Raw genomic sequence first — 16,181 nt, forward strand, 5'->3', positions numbered from 1 at the left:
CCCTGGTTCTGTGAAGAAGCTGCGGATCACGATGGTCGGGGAACTCACGCGGAACGGACCCCGACTAACCCAAGGTGACCATGGAAACCTCACGGCAGACCCGGATGGCGGTCGCCTGGCCGTGGATCGGCACGGCGGCACGCGTCGTCCTCGGGGTGGTCTGGCTGATCGCCGGGGCTCTCAAGGTCGGTGACCTGGCCGCCTCGGCCCGGGCCGTGCACGCCTACCAGGTGATGTCCTACGACACCGCCCAGGTGGTCGGCGCGGTCCAGCCGTTCCTGGAGATCGCGCTCGGCCTGCTTCTGCTGATCGGCCTGTCGACCCGGCTCACCGCCGCCATCTCGGCGGTGCTGATGGTGGTCTTCATCGCCGGCATCGCCTCGGCGTGGGCTCGCGGCCTGCGGATCGACTGCGGCTGTTTCAGCGACGGCGGCGCGCTCGGTCAGGGCGAGAGCACGGCGTACGGCATCGACATCCTGCGCGACCTGGCGTTCCTGGCACTCTCCGGGCTCCTGGTGTGGCGGCCCCGTACCCGGTTCTCATTCGACGGCGTACTGCTGGGGGAAAAATGAGCAAAGGTAAGGATCGCGCCGCCAAGGCGCGGCAGATCGTCGCCGACCAGAAAGCCGCCGAGCGCCGTCGCACGGTGACCCTCTGGACCTCGGTGGCAGTGGTTCTGGTCCTCTTCGTGGCCGGCCTGATCGGCTACACCACGCTCAACGGGCAGGACGAGGGCCGGCTCGTCACCCCGAGCGTCGCCGTCGACGAGGGCACCGCGTTCGCCGTCGGCACCGGCCCGGTCGTCGTCGACGTCTACGAGGACTTCATGTGCCCGGCCTGCGGAAGCTTCGAGACCGCCAGCGCACCCACGCTCAAACAGCTCGCCGGCTCCGGGAGGATCACCCTCCGGTTCCACCCGGTGGCGATCCTCGACCGGTTCTCCAACGGCACCGAGTACTCCACCCGTGCCGCCGCCGCGTCCGCGGCCGCCGCCGAGGCCGGCAAGTTCACCGAGCTGCACGACGTGCTCTACGCCAACCGGCCGGAGGAGAACTCCGACGGGCTCAGCAACGCCAGGATCATCGAGCTGGCCGCCTCGGTCGGCATCACCGGCGACACTTTCACCAACGCGGTGAACGAGGGAACCTACAAGGCGTGGGCCACCCAGGCGACCGAGACGTTCACCAAGCGGAACTACACCGGCACCCCGACGATCCTCGTCGCCGGGCAGCAGGTCGACAACCCCACCACCGAGGCGCTCACCGAGGCCATCGACAAGGCAGCCGGGTGAGGCGACTCCTCAGCACGATCCTGGCGGTGGCCGGCGCGATCCTCGTGCCGGCCACCCCCGCGTCCGCCCACGCCGGCGACACCACGTCGGTCAGCGACTACCGGGTCACCGTCAGCGGGCTCAGCAACCCCCTCGACGGGCTCACCGTCCGTGTCGTCGAAGGTGGGGCACGACTCGAACTCAGCAACGACAGCGGGCGCACCATCGAGGTCCTCGGGTACTCCGGCGAGCCGTACCTCGAAATCCGGCCGGACGGCACCTACGAGAACGCCGGCTCGCCGGCCACGTACATCAATCAGACCCTCGGCGGCGAGACCCCGATCCCACCCGCCGCCGATCCGACCACCGCGCCCACCTGGCGCCGCGTCTCCGGCGACACCACGGTCCGCTGGCACGACCAGCGCACCCGCTGGACCGAACCGGCGCCGCCGCCCGAGGTCACCGCCGCTCCCGGCCGGCCGCACCGCCTGCGGGAATGGTCGGTTCCGCTGCGCGACCAGGTCCGCACCTTCGAGATCCAGGGCACGCTCGACTACGAGCCACCCCCGGCGGCCTGGGCCTGGTGGCTCGGTTCGGCCCTGCTGGGCCTCACCGTCGCCATTCTCGCCCGGCGGTGGCCCAGGTCCGCGGGTCCGCTCGCCTTCCTGGGTGGATCAATCACCTTGGGGTACGTGGTGACGACCGCACTGGACGGCGCCGGCTGGGCGCCCGTGCCGATCCTGGCCGGGCTGCTCGCCTGCGCGGCGATCTGGCGGAGCCCGCCGTTCTACCTGACGCTGTCGGGTTTCATCCTGGCCGCGTTCGCCGGGTTCGGCAGCGCCGACGTGTTCTTCGCCGCTGTCGTCCCGGCGGCCGGGCCGGCGTGGTTCCCGCGGGTCGCGGTGGCGTGCGCCATCGGCGTGGGCGCCGGTCTCGCCCTCACCGGCGTCCTACGCCTCCGCGCCGCGACCCCGTCGCCCGTCGCCCAGGGCTCTTGATCAGACTCCGGCGATGTCGTCCACGTTGACGTTCACGGCCAGCACGTTCAGGCCGTAACCCTGGAGCGCCGCGGTCACCGCCTGCTGAACCGCCGCGGTGACCTCGGCCACCACCCGGCCGGCCTCCAGGACCAGCACCACGTTCACCGTCACGTCGCTGCCGGTCACCTTCGCGGTGACACCACGGCTGCCGTCACCGACCTGGTCCAGACCGACCTTGTCGAGAACGCTGTTGAAGAAGCGGGCCACGTCACCGCCCAGCTCCGCCACACCCGGGACGGACTTCGCCGCCGCGACCGTGATCTTCTCGACGACCTCGCTGGAAACCGTGGTGGTGCCCGGCTGGGTCGTGCCGTCCGTAGCCTCGCTCATCGCGCTGATCTCCACTCTCGACGCCTGTGCCGCGCAGCGTACTCACGCTCGGCGCATCCCGGCCATCCCGGTGTCCGTGAAATTCTCGCGAAGGCTGTCACTCGGCGCGCAGAACACCCTGCCGAACGGTGCCGTTTCCGTTCCCGAGCGGCATTCGGATCACCCGAAAACCGGTTTCCGAAAGGCCCGCGAAACGGAATCCACGGGGCCCGATTATTGGCATGAACGATTACGGACACGGGGCGTGAACAATTGCTAACGTTCAGTTATGTCCAATGCTATCGACCATTACGGGGACGAACTCACCCTCCGGCTCTCCGGCATAACCGAGACCCGGCTCCTCGACGACGACGCGGCCCTCACCCGGTTCATGCGTGAGCTGGTCGACCGCATCGGCATGACGGTCATCGCCGGGCCGCTGGTGGCGACCGAGAACGGCCCGCCCGAGAAAGCCGGGAAATCAGCCGTCGTCATCCTCGCCGAATCACACGCGGCCATCCACACCTACCCGCACCTGCGCGAGATCTTCGTGAACATCTTCTCCTGCAAACCGTTCCGCGAAGCCGACGTGCTCGACGAATTCCACCGGCTCGTCGGCGACTACGAGATCACCGAGCACACCTTCACCCGCCGCGGTGAGGAATGGCCCCGCGACCTCACCGCCGCCCGCGAACTGTGGAGCACACAACGAATCCCCGGATGACCCGCACTATCGTCGGTTCCATGACAGACAACGTGCGTCTCAGCGCCGGCGACGCCGCGCCCGACTTCACCCTCCCCACCGACACCGGCGACAGCCTCTCGCTCAAGGACCTGCGCGGGCGCAAGGTCGTGCTGTACGCCTACCCGGCCGCCATGACGCCCGGCTGCACCAAGCAGGCCTGCGACTTCCGCGACAACCTGGCCTCGCTGAAGGCCGCCGGATACGAGGTCGTCGGCATCTCCCCCGACAAGCCGGCCAAGCTCGCCAAGTTCCGGGAGCACGACGCGATCACGTTCCCGCTCGTCAGCGACGAGGACAAGAGCGTCCTCACCGCCTACGGCGCCTTCGGCGAGAAGCAGCTGTACGGCAAGACCGTCACCGGAGTGATCCGCTCCACCTTCGTCATCGACGAGAACGGGGCGATCGAACGCGCGCTCTACAACGTCAAGGCCACCGGCCACGTCGCCAAACTGCGCCGCGACCTGGGCCTCGACTGACCATCGTCCCACCGGCCGAAACGCCATCCGTCTCACTGGTCGAAACGTCAGCGGAAAAGCCCTAACTCCGGGCAGCCCCGGCCGATGGTGAGGAGGAACCTCCCCCGGCAAGCGGAACCCGGACTCACGGCGGTCGTCATGCGGTACCAACCCGCAAGGCGGCCGCCGTGCACGTTCTCCGCCTCTGTACATTAGTCACCATGACGTACGCCAAGTACACACGCGACATGTTGACAGAGGCGGTCGCCGCTTCGACCTCGATGGCGGGCGTCCTGCGTCACCTCGGCCTCCGCCTCAACGGCGGATCACACGCCCACCTGCGCCGGCGGATCACCCAGCTCGGCATCGACACCTCGCATTTCCTGGGGTCCGCTCACGCCCGGGGCACACGCAGCCCGCGCCGCCGCCGACCGGAGGAGATCCTGATCGAGCGCCCACCCGAATCCAAGCGGCAGGCGCCGACCCTGCTGCGCCGGGCGCTGGAGGAGACCGGCCGGCCGTATCTCTGCGCCGAGTGCGGCATCGACGGCAACTGGAACGGCCGATCGCTGACCCTGCAGGTCGACCACATCGACGGCCGGTTCTGGAACTGCCAGGCGGAGAATCTCCGGTTCCTCTGCCCGAACTGTCACAGCCAGACCGCGAACTACGCCGGCCGCAACCGGCCCCGCTATCGGATCGCGGTGGTCCGGGTCGACGAGCGGGGCGATCCGGTGACCCCCGCGGAGCCATCCGGACCGGTCACCGAGGAGAGCCGGATCGATGTGATCCGCCGGGTCGCCCGGAAGGACCTGTCGGTCGCCGACGCCGGACGGGCCCTGGGCTGCAATGCCGGCCACGTGTACACGTTGATGCGGCGGTGGCAGAACACCGGGACGCTGGCGCCGGCTCAAGCGCCACGAAAACCCCGGATCCCCGCCGCCACCCGCACCGAAATCGCCGCGTTCGCGGTGGCGAACCCCACATTGGGCCCGCGCAAAGTAGCCGCCGCCCTCCGGTCAAGGCCATCAGTACCGATCACGGTCTCGGCATCCACGGTGGAGAACATCCTCCGAGAGGCCGGATTGAACACCGCCGCGGCCAGATCGGCCGCGAGCAGTGCGCGGGAGAGACATCCGACCGATTACACTCTTCACAACGCTTTGCCTTGACGGGCAAATCGGGCGGGAGTGGCGAAATAGGCATACGCGCGGGTTTTAGGTACCCGTGCCCGTGAGGGCGTAGGGGTTCAAGTCCCCTCTTCCGCACCAAACAAAAGCGGCCCGGCATACGCCGGGCCGCTTTGTCGTGCTGCGAGTCAGGTCGCGCGGCTGGTCAGGTCGCGCGGCTGGTCAGCAGGATGATGGGGCGCCTTCGGCGGCGGCCAGGTCCACCAAGGGCTGGTCGGCGGCGGTGGGGTCGGCGCTCGGGGCCGTGGCGGACTCCGTCAGCGGGGGCGTTGTGGTCGCCGACGCGGTGGGGGCTGCGGACTTCGCGGTCTTGGCGGCCGGGGACGTGGTGGCCTTCGCCGTGGGGGTGGTGGCCTTTTCGGCGCTGGTCACCGTTGTCGAGCCGCCGGTGATGCGGGCGCTCGTCTTCTGGACGGCGCCGGGGGACATCTTTATGCCGGAGACGGTGGCCGTGTTGCCGTACACATCGGTGATTTTGATCTTGAAGGGTCCGGGGCCGGCCCCGGCGTCGATGAGCCAGTAGTTGTAGTCGGTGCGGTGGGCCGTCTTGAAGCTGCCGCTGCCGCTGGCGACCTGGACCTTCGAGAGCAGGTTCGCGTGGTTGTCGATGCGCGCCGCGAACCAGTACTGGGAGGCGCCCTCCTTGATCCGCACGCTGATGCCGGCGGGGGTGGCCGGGTTCGTCACCAGCTTGTACTTGATCGGGATGATGCCGTCGATCTCGTTGCCGATCTTCTTGAACGCGGTGCGGCTCAGGTCGATGTGGCCGGCGGGGCACTCGGGGCAGGAGTCGAAGACCTTCACGCGGACCTTGCCCTTGGGGCCGGTGACGTCGAGGTAGGCGCCGCAGGACGCGCCCTCGGAGTACTCGGACGGGCCGAGCGCGACGTAGAGGTCGTCGGCGGGCACCTCGAACGAGCAGTTTCCGGAGGCGCCGGCGAGGTCGTAGAAGGTGGCCTTGCCGGATTTCTGGGTGGTGCTCGGTGGAGCGGCGCAGGCCGATCCGCCGTTCGTCAGGAGCATGGCGACGCCGAGGATGCCGGCGAGGACGGCGGCGCCGCCGGCGGCGAGCCATCGGGCACTGAACGGGGATCGATGAGCGCTCACGACCTGGCATCCTGGTCGCCCGGCGGGGGTGGGGGCAAATCTTCTAAGACTCTCCTAAGGCTGGCTCACCCTCCACGGTGACCTGGTCACCCACTCGGATGCGGCCGGTCTGGCCGGCGGTGAGGTCGGGGATGAGGTTGACGGCGAAGAGGAGGCCGCCGTCGATGCGGCGGTGGCGGCCGAGGACGTGCAGTGGCTGGCGCCCGGTTTCGCCGGTTTCCTGGTCGACGGTGGTGACGCGGCATCTGGCGCAGGCCTTGGCGACGCGGAAGGCGAGGTCGCCGATGCGCAGGCGATGACCGATCCAGTCGTCCTCGGCCCAGGCGGGCGCGCCGGTGACGACGAGGTTGGGGCGGAAGCGGTGGATGGGGACCGGGTCGTCGCCGGACTCGAGGAGCCAGTCGTTGACAGCGTCGAGGGAGGCGGTGTTGGCGAGCAGGACGGGGTAGCCGTCGGCGAGGCTGACGCGGTCGTCGGGCTGGGCGGAGCCGGACACGATGCGGGTGGTGGGGTCGGCCTGCCAGATCAGGCGGGCGTCTCGGCCGAGGAAGGCGCTGACCCAGGTGGTGTCGGCGATGCGGGCGGGGACGGGTGGCTTGGCCCGGAAGATCCGAACCTGGATCTTGGGCGCGTCGGCGGGCTCGGGCACGTCGATGTCGGGCATGCCGGGTGCGCTCAGATGGAGGCCGCCGGGGTGTGGGCGGGCGGTCAGCTGGGTGAGGACGGTGGTTTCGCGCTGGGTGATGCCGACACCGTCGGCATCGACGATCATCCAGCGGCGGTCGGCTGCCAGGCCCCATGGTTCGACGACGGCTTCGTCGTGGTCAAGGCGGTGACATCCCTTGACCGGGTACGTGTGGAGCGAACCGATCCGCATGTCAGCAAGCCTGCCACAGTGCCGCTGAACAGCAGCTGAATAGCGATCGGCCGATATCGGCGCGCCCGGGGTGATCGCGTGCTCCGGGAGCCGGCGTGCCCCGGTCGGGCGTTGAACGGACACGAAGTCTGGTTTTCTGAAAGAATTTATGCATAAGCTGACTAGGTGAATGACGGAGCGGTCAAAGCGGCCGGGCGGGTGCTGGATCTCTTTCAGGGCGCGCGCCTCACCCCCACCCAGCGACGCATCGCGCACAGCCTGGTCGAGCACGCGGCGAAGGCGGCCTACCTGTCCGCCGCCGAGGTGGCCGAGCTCGCCGGGGTCAGCCAGCCGTCGGTGACCCGGTTCGCGATGGCGCTCGGTTACTCCGGCTATCCGGCGCTGCGGCGGGAGCTGCGGGTCCGCACCGACGACGCGCCGGCCGAGCCGGCGGCGCGCAACGCGATGCAGCGCGCGGTGCATGCCGAGACCGAGCACCTGCGGCGGCTGGCGGATCAACTGCACGACCCCGATGACGTACGCCGGGCGGCCGCCCTCCTGATCGGGAGCCGTCCCCTGCCGGTCCTGGGCCTGCGGGCGGCGGCGCCGCTGGCGGCGTACTTCGGGTATTTCGCCGCCAAGGTGTTCCCCGGCGTGCGGGTGCTCGACGGCGGTGGGACCAGCCTGCTGGACCGGCTCGATCAGGCCCGCGCGGACGGCGCCGGTGCGATGCTGGCCATCGTGCTCCCCCGCTATCCGCGCGAGTCGGTGGAGGCCGTCCGCGAGGCACGGGCGGCCGGACTGTCGGTGGTCGCGATCACCGACTCGGCGGTCAGCCCGGTGGCCGAGCACGCCGACGTGGTGCTGCCCGCCGCGGTCGGCACCCAGCTCGTGTTCGACCTGCACACCGGGCCGATGGCGATGGCCATGGTGCTGTTGCAGGCGATGTGCGACGCGGCCCCGGAGCCGGTGCAGCAGCGGCTCGAGGAGTTCGAGGCCACCGCCGCCCGGCGACACATTTTCCTGGCTTGAGTTCTGGCCCCAGTGGAGGAGACGAGGATGTCCGAGATCCGGGCGCCGCGCGGCACGGCGTACACCGCACAGGGTTGGCCGCAAGAGGCCGCCAAGCGGATGCTGATGAACAACCTCGACCCGGAGGTGGCCGAAAGGCCGCAGGATCTGGTCGTCTACGGCGGCACCGGCAAGGCGGCGCGGGACTGGCCGTCGTTCCACGCGATCGTGCGTGAGCTGGACGCGCTGAAAGGCGACGAGACGCTGCTCGTGCAGTCCGGCAAGCCGGTCGGTGTGCTGCGCACCCACGAGTGGGCGCCGCGGGTGCTGATCGCGAACTCGAACCTGGTCGGCGACTGGGCGACCTGGCCGGAGTTCCGCCGGCTGGAGCAGCTGGGCCTGACCATGTACGGCCAGATGACCGCCGGCTCGTGGATCTACATCGGCACGCAGGGCATCCTCCAGGGCACCTATGAGACGTTCGCCGCGGTCGCCGCCAAGAAGTACGGCGGGGACCTGGCCGGGACACTGACTCTGACCGGCGGCTGTGGTGGCATGGGCGGCGCGCAGCCGCTCGCGGTGACCATGAACGGCGGCGTCTGCCTGATCGTGGACGTGGACCGGACCCGGCTCCAGCGCCGCGTCGACACCCGCTACCTGGACGTGATCGCCGACTCGCTCGACGAGGCCGTGTCGGTCGCGCTGAAGGCCAAGACGGAGCGCAAGGCCCTGTCGGTGGGTGTGGTCGGCAACGCCGCCGAGGTGTTCCCGACGCTGCTGGCGAACGGTGTCGCGATCGACATCGTCACCGACCAGACCAGCGCCCACGACCCGCTCAGCTACCTGCCGGTCGGCGTCGAACTCGCCGACATGGCCGAGTACGCGCGGACCAAGCCGGAGGAGTTCACCGACCGGTCCCGCGTCAGCATGGCCAAGCAGGTCGAGGCGATGGTCGGGTTCCAGGACGCCGGGGCCGAGGTGTTCGACTACGGCAACTCGATCCGGGGTGAGGCGAAATTCGCCGGGTACGAGCGGGCCTTCGACTTCCCCGGGTTCGTGCCGGCGTACATCAGGCCGCTGTTCGCCGAAGGCAAGGGCCCGTTCCGGTGGGCGGCGCTCTCCGGTGACCCGGCCGACATCGCCGCCACCGACCGGGCCGTGCTCGAGCTGTTCCCGGACAACGACCCGCTGGCCCGGTGGATCCGGATGGCCGGCGAACGGGTCGCCTTCCAGGGGCTGCCGTCGCGGATCTGCTGGCTCGGTTACGGCGAGCGGGACAAGGCGGGTGTCCGGTTCAACGACATGGTGGCGCGCGGTGAGGTGAGCGCGCCGATCGTGATCGGCCGGGACCATCTGGACGCCGGTTCGGTGGCGTCGCCGTACCGGGAGACCGAGGCGATGCTCGACGGCTCCGACGCGATCGCCGACTGGCCGCTCCTGAACGCGCTGGTCAACACCGCGTCCGGGGCGAGCTGGGTGTCCATTCACCATGGCGGTGGAGTGGGCATCGGGCGCAGCATCCACGCCGGGCAGGTGTGTGTCGCCGACGGCACCGCGCTGGCCGGGCAGAAGCTCGAGCGGGTCCTGACCAACGACCCGGCGATGGGTGTGCTGCGGCACGTGGACGCCGGATACGAGTCGCACTCGGCCGGTGGCGTGCAGATCCCGATGGCCCGATGAGTGAGTTCGCCAAGCTGTGGGCCGAGATCGCGCCGATCGGGCGGGCCGACAGCGGTGGTTATCTGCGGTTCGCGCTGACCGAGCCGGAACTGACGCTGCGCGACTGGTTCCGCGGGCAGGCCGCCCAACGGGACATGACGGTCACCGAGGACGGGAACGGGAACCTGTTCGCGTGGCGTGGTGAGCCGTGGGCGCCGGGAACCGTGCTGACCGGGTCGCACTTCGACTCGGTGCCACACGGGGGCGGTTATGACGGCCCGCTGGGGATCGTCAGCGCGTTCCTCGCCGTGGACCGGGTGCCGGCGGACCGGAAGATCGGGATCGCGGCCTTCGTCGAGGAGGAGGGCGGGCGTTTCGGCGTACCGTGCCTGGGGTCGCGGCTTTTGACCGGGGTCATGGACCCGTCTCGTGCCGCTGCGCTGACCGATCGTGACGGCATCTCGTTCGGCGAGGCGCTCGGTGCCCGGCCGGCCGGGCGGATGGCACAGGTTGCCGACATGGCCGCGGTCGTTGAATTGCACATCGAACAGGGTGTCGCGCTGCAGCGGCCGGTCGGGGTGGCCAGCGCGATCTGGCCGCACGGCCGCTGGCGGATGGACTTCGCGGGCGTCGGTGATCATGCCGGCACCACCCGGATGACCGACCGGCACGATCCGATGCTGACCTTCGCGTACACCGTGCTCGCGGCGAACGAGGAGGCCCGCCTGTCCGGGGCGCACGCCACCGTCGGCCGGGTCCAGGTCGAACCGAACGCCACCAATGCCATCCCGTCGCTGGTGCGTGGCTGGCTCGACGCCCGCGCCGCCGACACCGCGACCCTCGACCAGCTCGTCGACACGGTGGTGAAGACCGCGACCGAACGGGCCGGACGGGACGGCACCACGCTGTCGGTCACTCCCGAGTCGGTGACCGCGGAGGTGTCCTTCGACAGCACGCTGGCCACCCGGCTGAGCGCCCTGCTCGACGACGCGCCGATCCTGCCCACCGGCGCCGGGCACGACGCCGGGGTGCTGTCCGCGCACGTGCCGACGGCGATGCTGTTCGTCCGTAACCCGACGGGTGTCTCGCACTCCCCGGCCGAACACGCCAGCGACGCCGACTGCGAAGCCGGCATCGAAGCCCTGGCCACGGTGCTGGAGGACCTCTCATGAGGTCGGTCTTCCACGCGCGGTACGCCTGGGTCGGCGACGGTGTCGCCGAGGACGTGCGGATCGAGATCGAGAACGGCCGGTTCACCGCGGTCACACCCGGCTCGCCGGCCGAGGGCGAGCCACTGCCCGGCCTGGTGCTGCCCGGCCTTGCGAACGCCCACTCGCACGCCTTCCACCGGGCGCTGCGCGGTCGCACGCACAGCGGCCGGGGCAGTTTCTGGACATGGCGGGAGCAGATGTACGCGGTCGCCGCGGCCCTCGACCCGGACAGCTATCTGGCGCTGGCGCGGGCCGTCTACGCCGAGATGGCGCTGGCCGGGATCACCTGCGTCGGCGAGTTCCACTACCTGCACCACGCGCCGGGCGGGGTCCGGTACGCCGACCCGAACGCGATGGGCGCCGCCCTGATCCAGGCCGCCGACGAGGCCGGCATCCGGATCACCCTGCTCGACACGCTCTACCTCACCGGCGGTGTGGACGGGACGCCCCTGCAGGGCGTTCAGGAACGGTTCGGCGACGGCGACGCCCTCGCGTGGGCGTCCCGGGTGGCCGGCCTCCGCGGCGGGCCGCACTCGCTCATCGGGGCGGCGATCCATTCGGTACGGGCGGTGCCCGCCGACCAACTGGCCGAACTGGCCGGCCGTGCCCCGTTGCATGTGCACCTCTCCGAGCAGCGCGCCGAGAACGAACAGTGCCGGGCCGTGCACGGCTGCACGCCCACCGAACTGCTCGACCGGCATGGTGTCCTCGGGCCCGGCACCACCGCCGTGCACGCCACCCACCTCACCGACGGTGACGTCAAACTGCTCGGCGACAGCGGCGCCGGGGTCTGTTTCTGCCCCACCACCGAACGTGATCTGGCCGACGGCATCGGTCCGGCCCGGCGGCTCGCCGACGCCGGGGTGCCGCTCAGCCTGGGCAGCGACAGCCATGCGGTGATCGACCCGTTCGAGGAGCTCCGCGGGCTGGAGATGAACGAGCGGCTGGCCAGTGAGAGCCGCGGCCATTTCCCGGCCGCGTCGCTGGTGACCGCGGCGGCCGCTCATGCGGCCCTCGGCTGGGACGATGCGGGCGTCATCGCGCCGGGCATGCGGGCCGATCTGGTGGCGATCTCCCTTTCCACGGTACGGACCGCGGGCGCCCGCCCGGACCAGGCGATCCTTGCCGCCACCGCCGCCGACGTGACGCACGTGATCTCCGGTGGCCGGCGGATCGTCGCCGACGGCGTGCACACCCTGGTCGACGTCTCCCGCGAACTGGCCCAAGCGCTCGCCACCCGCACGCCCGTGCCTTCTCCCAGCCCCGCCTCCTCGTCCGCCGGCCCCGCCTCCTCGTCCGCCGGCCCCGCTCGTTCCGCTGGCCCTGCCCTCTCCCCCGCCGGTTCGCCGGTCCTGGACGGTCCGTCATGAGCCTGCTCGTCACCAACATCGGTGAGCTGGTCACCAACAGTGACCGCCGTCTCGGGCTGGCCCGGGACATGGCGGTGGTGACCGAGAACGATCGGATCACCTGGGTCGGCCCGGCCAGCCGCGCGCCGGCCGCCGACGACATCCTCGACGTGGACGGCGCCGCGGTGCTGCCCGGATTCGTCGACAGCCACGCGCACCTCGTCTTCGCCGGTGACCGGGCAGCCGAGTTCGCGGCCCGGATGGCCGGGGAGCCTTACACCGGCGGCGGCATCCGCACCACGGTCGGCGCGACCCGTGCGGCCGGCGACGACGAACTGCGCCGGGCCACCGCCCGGCTGGTCACTGAGATGCGCCGGCAGGGCACCACCACCGTCGAGATCAAGAGCGGTTACGGCCTGAACGTCGACGACGAGGCTCGCTCGCTGCGGATCGCCTCGGAACTGACCAGCGAGACCACTTTCCTCGGCGCGCACGTGGTACCGGCCGAACACGCCGGCGACCCGTGGAAGTACGTCGCGATGGTCACCGGCCCGATGCTCGCGGCCGCCCGCCCGTACGCCAAATGGATCGACGTCTTCTGCGAACGCGGCGCCTTCGACGAGGACCAGTCGCGCACCATCCTCGCCGCCGGGCAGGCCGCCGGACTGGGCCTGCGGGTGCACGGCAACCAGCTCGGTCCCGGCCCCGGGGTGCGGCTCGCCGTCGAGATGGGTGCGGCAAGCGTCGACCACTGCACCCACCTCGACGACGCCGACGTGGATGTGCTCGCCTCCACCGCGATCGACTGCATGTGCGCCGACGGCGGCCACTCCACCACGGTGGCCACCCTGCTGCCGGGGGCCGAGTTCTCCACCCGCTCGCCCTACCCGGACGCGCGGCGGCTCCTCGACGCCGGGATCACCGTGGCACTGGCCACCGACTGCAACCCGGGGTCGTCCTACACCTCCTCGATGCCGTTCTGTATCGCCCTCGCCGTCCGCGAGATGCGGATGACCCCGGCCGAGGCGGTGTGGGCGGCGACCGCCGGCGGCGCCCACGCGCTGCGCCGGGACGACGTCGGCCGGATCACGGTCGGCGCCCGCGCCGACCTGATCGTTCTCGACGCGCCGTCCCACCTGCACCTGGCCTACCGGCCCGGTGTCCCCCTGATCCGTTCCGTCCTGCACAACGGAGTGCTGCAATGATCGTCACCGTCCAATCCACTGGCGTCTCCGCGGCCGACGTCGTCGCCGTCGCCCGTTCCGGAGCCTCCGATTCCTCCGCTGCCGACCTCGGCGGCGCCGGCAGCGGCGTCCGCGTGGAGATCTCCCCCGAAGCCGTCGAGGCCATGGCCGCCAGCCGGGCCATCGTCGACGGCATCGAAGCGTCCGGCCGTCCCGTGTACGGCGTCTCCACCGGGTTCGGCGCCCTCGCCAGCACCTCCATCGAACCGGCCCGCCGTGCCGAACTACAGCACGCGCTGATCCGCTCGCACGCCGCCGGCATCGGCGCGCCCATGCCCCGCGAGGTGGTGCGGGCCATGATGCTGCTGCGGGTCCGGTCGCTGGCGCTCGGCCGGTCCGGGGTCCGGCCGGTCCTCGCCCAGGGTCTCGTCGACCTGCTCAACCACGACATCACGCCGTGGGTGCCGGAACACGGGTCGCTCGGCGCGTCCGGCGACCTGGCGCCGCTCGCCCACTGCGCTCTCGTGCTGCTCGGCGAAGGCTGGGTGCTCGGCAAGGACGGCTCGCGGGTCGCCGGCGCCGAGGCGCTGCGCGGCGCCGGTCTGCACCCGCTCGACCTGGCCGCCAAGGAGGGGCTGGCGCTGATCAACGGCACCGACGGCATGCTCGGCATGCTGCTGCTGGCGATCGCTGACGCCCGCCACCTGTTCACCATGGCCGACGTGACCGCGGCGCTGGCCATCGAGGCGATGCTCGGATCGGACCGGCCATTCCTGCCCGAACTGCACGACATCCGGCCGCACCCGGGGCAGGCCGCCTCGGCCGCGAACATCCACCGGCTGCTACAGGGCTCGGCGATCATGGACTCGCACCGCGACGACCTGGCACATGCCGTGCAGGACGCATACTCCATGCGCTGCGCCCCGCAGGTGGCCGGCGCGGCCCGGGACACCCTCGACTTCGTCATCACGACCAGCGGGCGGGAGCTCGTGTCGGTGGTGGACAACCCGGTCGTGCTGCCGGACGGCCGGGTCGAGTCGACCGGAAACTTCCACGGGGCGCCGCTCGGTTTCGCGGCCGACTTCCTGGCCATCGCGGCCGCCGAGGTGGGGGCCATCGCCGAACGCCGGGTCGACCGGCTCCTCGACGTCACCCGATCCCGGGAACTGCCGCCTTTCCTGTCGCCGGACGCCGGCGTCAACTCGGGGCTGATGATCGCCCAATACACCGCGGCCGGGATCGTCGCCGAGAACCGCCGGCTCGCGTCGCCCGCATCGGTGGACTCACTGCCGACCAGCGGCATGCAGGAGGACCACGTATCGATGGGCTGGGCCGCCGCGAAGAAGCTGCGCACCGTCCTGGACAACCTCACCAGCCTCCTCGCTGTCGAACTGCTCTCCGCCGTCCGTGGCCTGCAACTACGTGCCCCGCTGACACCGTCGGCCGCCGGTCGGGCCGCCCTGGCCGCGGTCGCCCCGTTCGCCGGTGAGCCCGGCCCGGACGTGTTCCTGGCCCCGGTCCTGGAACAGGCCCGCGCGGTCGTCTCCGGCCCGGCCCTGCGCGCTTCCATCGAGGCTGCGGTCGGCCCCCTCCGCTGACGGAGTGCCCGGGTCAGGAGCCGGCCGCCCGGCCTGCTCCGCCCGGGACGGCGCCGTAGCGCCCAGGAGGGCAGGCCGCAGTTCGACGCCGCCGGGCTTCGAACCGCTGCCGGTCTGTGCGGCGGAACCGCTACCGGTCTGTTCAGCGGGCCCCGGAGCCGGGCGAGAGGCCGCCGCCCGCCTGGTCTGTTCGGCGGAGCCCGGAGCCAGGCGAGAGGCCGCTGGCTGCCTGGTCTGTTCGGCGGAGTCCGGAGCCGGCCGAGAGGCGGCCGGCCGCCTGGTCTGTTCGGCGGAGTCCGGAGCCGGGCGGGAGGCGGTCGGCTGCCTGGTCTGTTCCACGGTGCTCAACTGCGGGACAGCGCGGAGGGTGGCCACCACCGCAGCCACCGTGAGCAGGCCGCCGGCGATGATCGCCGGGCGTGGGCCGATCACGGCGCCGGCGGCTCCGTGCAGCAGGTTGGCCAGTTGGGGGCCGCCGGTCAGGACCACGGTGAGCAGGCCCTGGACCCGGCCGAGCAGGGCATCGTCGGTGTGCGCCTGGGTGATCGTGTTGCGATGGGTGCTGAGCACGAAATTGACCGCGCCACCGAGCACCAGGGCGGCCAGCGCCACCCACAGGTGGGTAGTCAGGCCCAGGACCACCACTGTGGCGCCCCAGGCGATCGCGGCGGCGGCCATCGTCCGCCCGGGGCGGCGAACCCGGGTGAACGTGCCGGAGAAGAGCCCGGACATGATCACCCCCGCGGGGTAGGCGGCATAGAACAGGCCCAGCACGGGACCGCCGCCAGGCGGGTCGCCGTAGGTGTGCGAGGCCAGCTCCGGGAAGAGCACCACCGGCATACCGAGAACCATGGCGGCCAGGTCCACCGCCAGGACGGCCATCAACAGGCGGCTCGTCCGGAGATGGCGCAATCCGTCACGGAGACCCCGGCCGGCACGCCGCGAACGCTGCGCCGAAGCATCCTGAGCCGCTGATCGACCCGGCGACGGCGACCGCGACGCTCGAGACGGTCGCGCGGTGGCGCCCGCTCCGGGCGATCGCACCGCGGAACCGCTTCCGGACGGGTGCGTGGTTGCGCCCGCTCCGGGCGATCGCACCGCCGAACCGCTTCCGGACGGGTGCGTGGTTGCGCCCGCTCCGGGCGATCGCACCGCCGAACCGCTTCCGGACGGGTGCGTGGTTGCGCCCGCTCCGGG

At 71.2% G+C, this 16,181-nt stretch carries 15 protein-coding genes, 1 tRNA gene and 1 pseudogene; 13 read left to right on the top strand and 4 right to left on the bottom strand.

Going from position 1 to position 16,181, the window contains the following annotated elements; genetic code table 11:
• Nucleotides 1–80 precede the first annotated feature (80 nt).
• From AB0E94_RS16825 to AB0E94_RS16835, 3 genes are read left to right on the top strand one after another with little or no spacing between them, the layout of a single operon-like run.
• On the top strand, nucleotides 81–572 hold the full coding sequence (locus AB0E94_RS16825; protein WP_360326999.1) for a MauE/DoxX family redox-associated membrane protein: 492 nt from the start codon (nucleotides 81–83) through the stop codon (nucleotides 570–572).
• Nucleotides 569–1,291: a thioredoxin domain-containing protein gene (locus AB0E94_RS16830; RefSeq protein ID WP_360327000.1), complete on the top strand. Its 723-nt coding sequence runs from the start codon at nucleotides 569–571 to the stop codon at nucleotides 1,289–1,291. The genes AB0E94_RS16825 and AB0E94_RS16830 overlap by 4 nt, the downstream gene beginning before the upstream one ends.
• On the top strand, nucleotides 1,288–2,268 hold the full coding sequence (locus AB0E94_RS16835) for a hypothetical protein (RefSeq protein ID WP_360327002.1): 981 nt from the start codon (nucleotides 1,288–1,290) through the stop codon (nucleotides 2,266–2,268). Before AB0E94_RS16830 ends, AB0E94_RS16835 begins: the two co-directional genes overlap by 4 nt.
• Here the strand turns inward: AB0E94_RS16835 and AB0E94_RS16840 are convergent, their stop codons facing one another.
• Complete coding sequence (locus AB0E94_RS16840; RefSeq protein WP_360327004.1) at nucleotides 2,269–2,640, bottom strand: Asp23/Gls24 family envelope stress response protein; 372 nt, start codon at nucleotides 2,638–2,640, stop codon at nucleotides 2,269–2,271.
• A 268-nt stretch (nucleotides 2,641–2,908) separates the two neighbouring features.
• Between AB0E94_RS16840 and AB0E94_RS16845 the strand changes: the two genes are divergently transcribed.
• The 4 genes from AB0E94_RS16845 (at nucleotide 2,909) to AB0E94_RS16860 (ending at nucleotide 5,090) form a co-directional block, all read left to right on the top strand.
• On the top strand, nucleotides 2,909–3,343 hold the full coding sequence (locus AB0E94_RS16845; protein ID WP_360327005.1) for an S-adenosylmethionine decarboxylase: 435 nt from the start codon (nucleotides 2,909–2,911) through the stop codon (nucleotides 3,341–3,343).
• Between the two features lie 20 nt (nucleotides 3,344–3,363).
• Complete coding sequence (gene bcp / locus AB0E94_RS16850) at nucleotides 3,364–3,840, top strand: thioredoxin-dependent thiol peroxidase (RefSeq protein WP_360327006.1); 477 nt, start codon at nucleotides 3,364–3,366, stop codon at nucleotides 3,838–3,840.
• Nucleotides 3,841–4,040: 200 nt separating this feature from the next.
• On the top strand, nucleotides 4,041–4,991 hold the full coding sequence (locus AB0E94_RS16855) for a helix-turn-helix domain-containing protein (RefSeq protein ID WP_360327008.1): 951 nt from the start codon (nucleotides 4,041–4,043) through the stop codon (nucleotides 4,989–4,991).
• A 12-nt stretch (nucleotides 4,992–5,003) separates the two neighbouring features.
• Nucleotides 5,004–5,090 (top strand) — tRNA-Leu (locus AB0E94_RS16860).
• Between the two features lie 81 nt (nucleotides 5,091–5,171).
• On the opposite strand, the gene AB0E94_RS16865 is transcribed toward AB0E94_RS16860, so the two are convergent.
• Together AB0E94_RS16865 and AB0E94_RS16870 are read right to left on the bottom strand one after the other, a co-directional pair.
• Entirely contained in the window at nucleotides 5,172–6,116 is a 945-nt protein-coding gene (locus tag AB0E94_RS16865) for an expansin EXLX1 family cellulose-binding protein (RefSeq protein WP_360327009.1), read from the bottom strand.
• A 43-nt stretch (nucleotides 6,117–6,159) separates the two neighbouring features.
• A complete protein-coding gene (locus AB0E94_RS16870) occupies nucleotides 6,160–6,993 on the bottom strand; it encodes an MOSC N-terminal beta barrel domain-containing protein (RefSeq protein ID WP_360327010.1) in 834 nt (277 codons plus the stop codon).
• Between the two features lie 165 nt (nucleotides 6,994–7,158).
• On the opposite strand from AB0E94_RS16870, the gene AB0E94_RS16875 reads away from it, so the two are divergent.
• Genes AB0E94_RS16875 through hutH form a run of 6 tightly spaced genes read left to right on the top strand, consistent with a single transcriptional unit; the run spans nucleotide 7,159 to nucleotide 14,984 of the window.
• Complete coding sequence (locus AB0E94_RS16875) at nucleotides 7,159–8,004, top strand: MurR/RpiR family transcriptional regulator (protein WP_360327012.1); 846 nt, start codon at nucleotides 7,159–7,161, stop codon at nucleotides 8,002–8,004.
• Between the two features lie 27 nt (nucleotides 8,005–8,031).
• Entirely contained in the window at nucleotides 8,032–9,663 is a 1,632-nt protein-coding gene (gene hutU / locus AB0E94_RS16880; protein WP_360327014.1) for a urocanate hydratase, read from the top strand.
• Nucleotides 9,660–10,814, top strand: a complete 1,155-nt coding sequence (locus tag AB0E94_RS16885; RefSeq protein WP_360327016.1) for an allantoate amidohydrolase — start codon at nucleotides 9,660–9,662, stop codon at nucleotides 10,812–10,814. Before hutU ends, AB0E94_RS16885 begins: the two co-directional genes overlap by 4 nt.
• Nucleotides 10,811–12,223, top strand: a complete 1,413-nt coding sequence (locus AB0E94_RS16890; protein WP_360327018.1) for a formimidoylglutamate deiminase — start codon at nucleotides 10,811–10,813, stop codon at nucleotides 12,221–12,223. The genes AB0E94_RS16885 and AB0E94_RS16890 overlap by 4 nt, the downstream gene beginning before the upstream one ends.
• Nucleotides 12,220–13,407 (top strand): imidazolonepropionase, encoded by a 1,188-nt coding sequence (gene hutI, locus AB0E94_RS16895; RefSeq protein ID WP_360327020.1) that lies wholly within the window; start codon nucleotides 12,220–12,222, stop codon nucleotides 13,405–13,407. The genes AB0E94_RS16890 and hutI overlap by 4 nt, the downstream gene beginning before the upstream one ends.
• Nucleotides 13,404–14,984 carry a histidine ammonia-lyase gene (gene hutH, locus AB0E94_RS16900; RefSeq protein WP_360327022.1) on the top strand — a complete coding sequence of 527 codons (1,581 nt, stop codon included), beginning with the start codon at nucleotides 13,404–13,406 and terminating at the stop codon, nucleotides 14,982–14,984. The genes hutI and hutH overlap by 4 nt, the downstream gene beginning before the upstream one ends.
• A 339-nt stretch (nucleotides 14,985–15,323) precedes the next feature.
• Here hutH and AB0E94_RS16905 read toward each other — a convergent pair.
• Nucleotides 15,324–16,136: pseudogene (locus tag AB0E94_RS16905) on the bottom strand (MFS transporter); the annotation flags it as partial.
• Between the last annotated feature and the right edge of the window lie 45 nt (nucleotides 16,137–16,181).

Source organism: Actinoplanes sp. NPDC026670, from assembly GCF_040638175.1.
GTDB lineage: Bacteria > Actinomycetota > Actinomycetes > Mycobacteriales > Micromonosporaceae > Actinoplanes.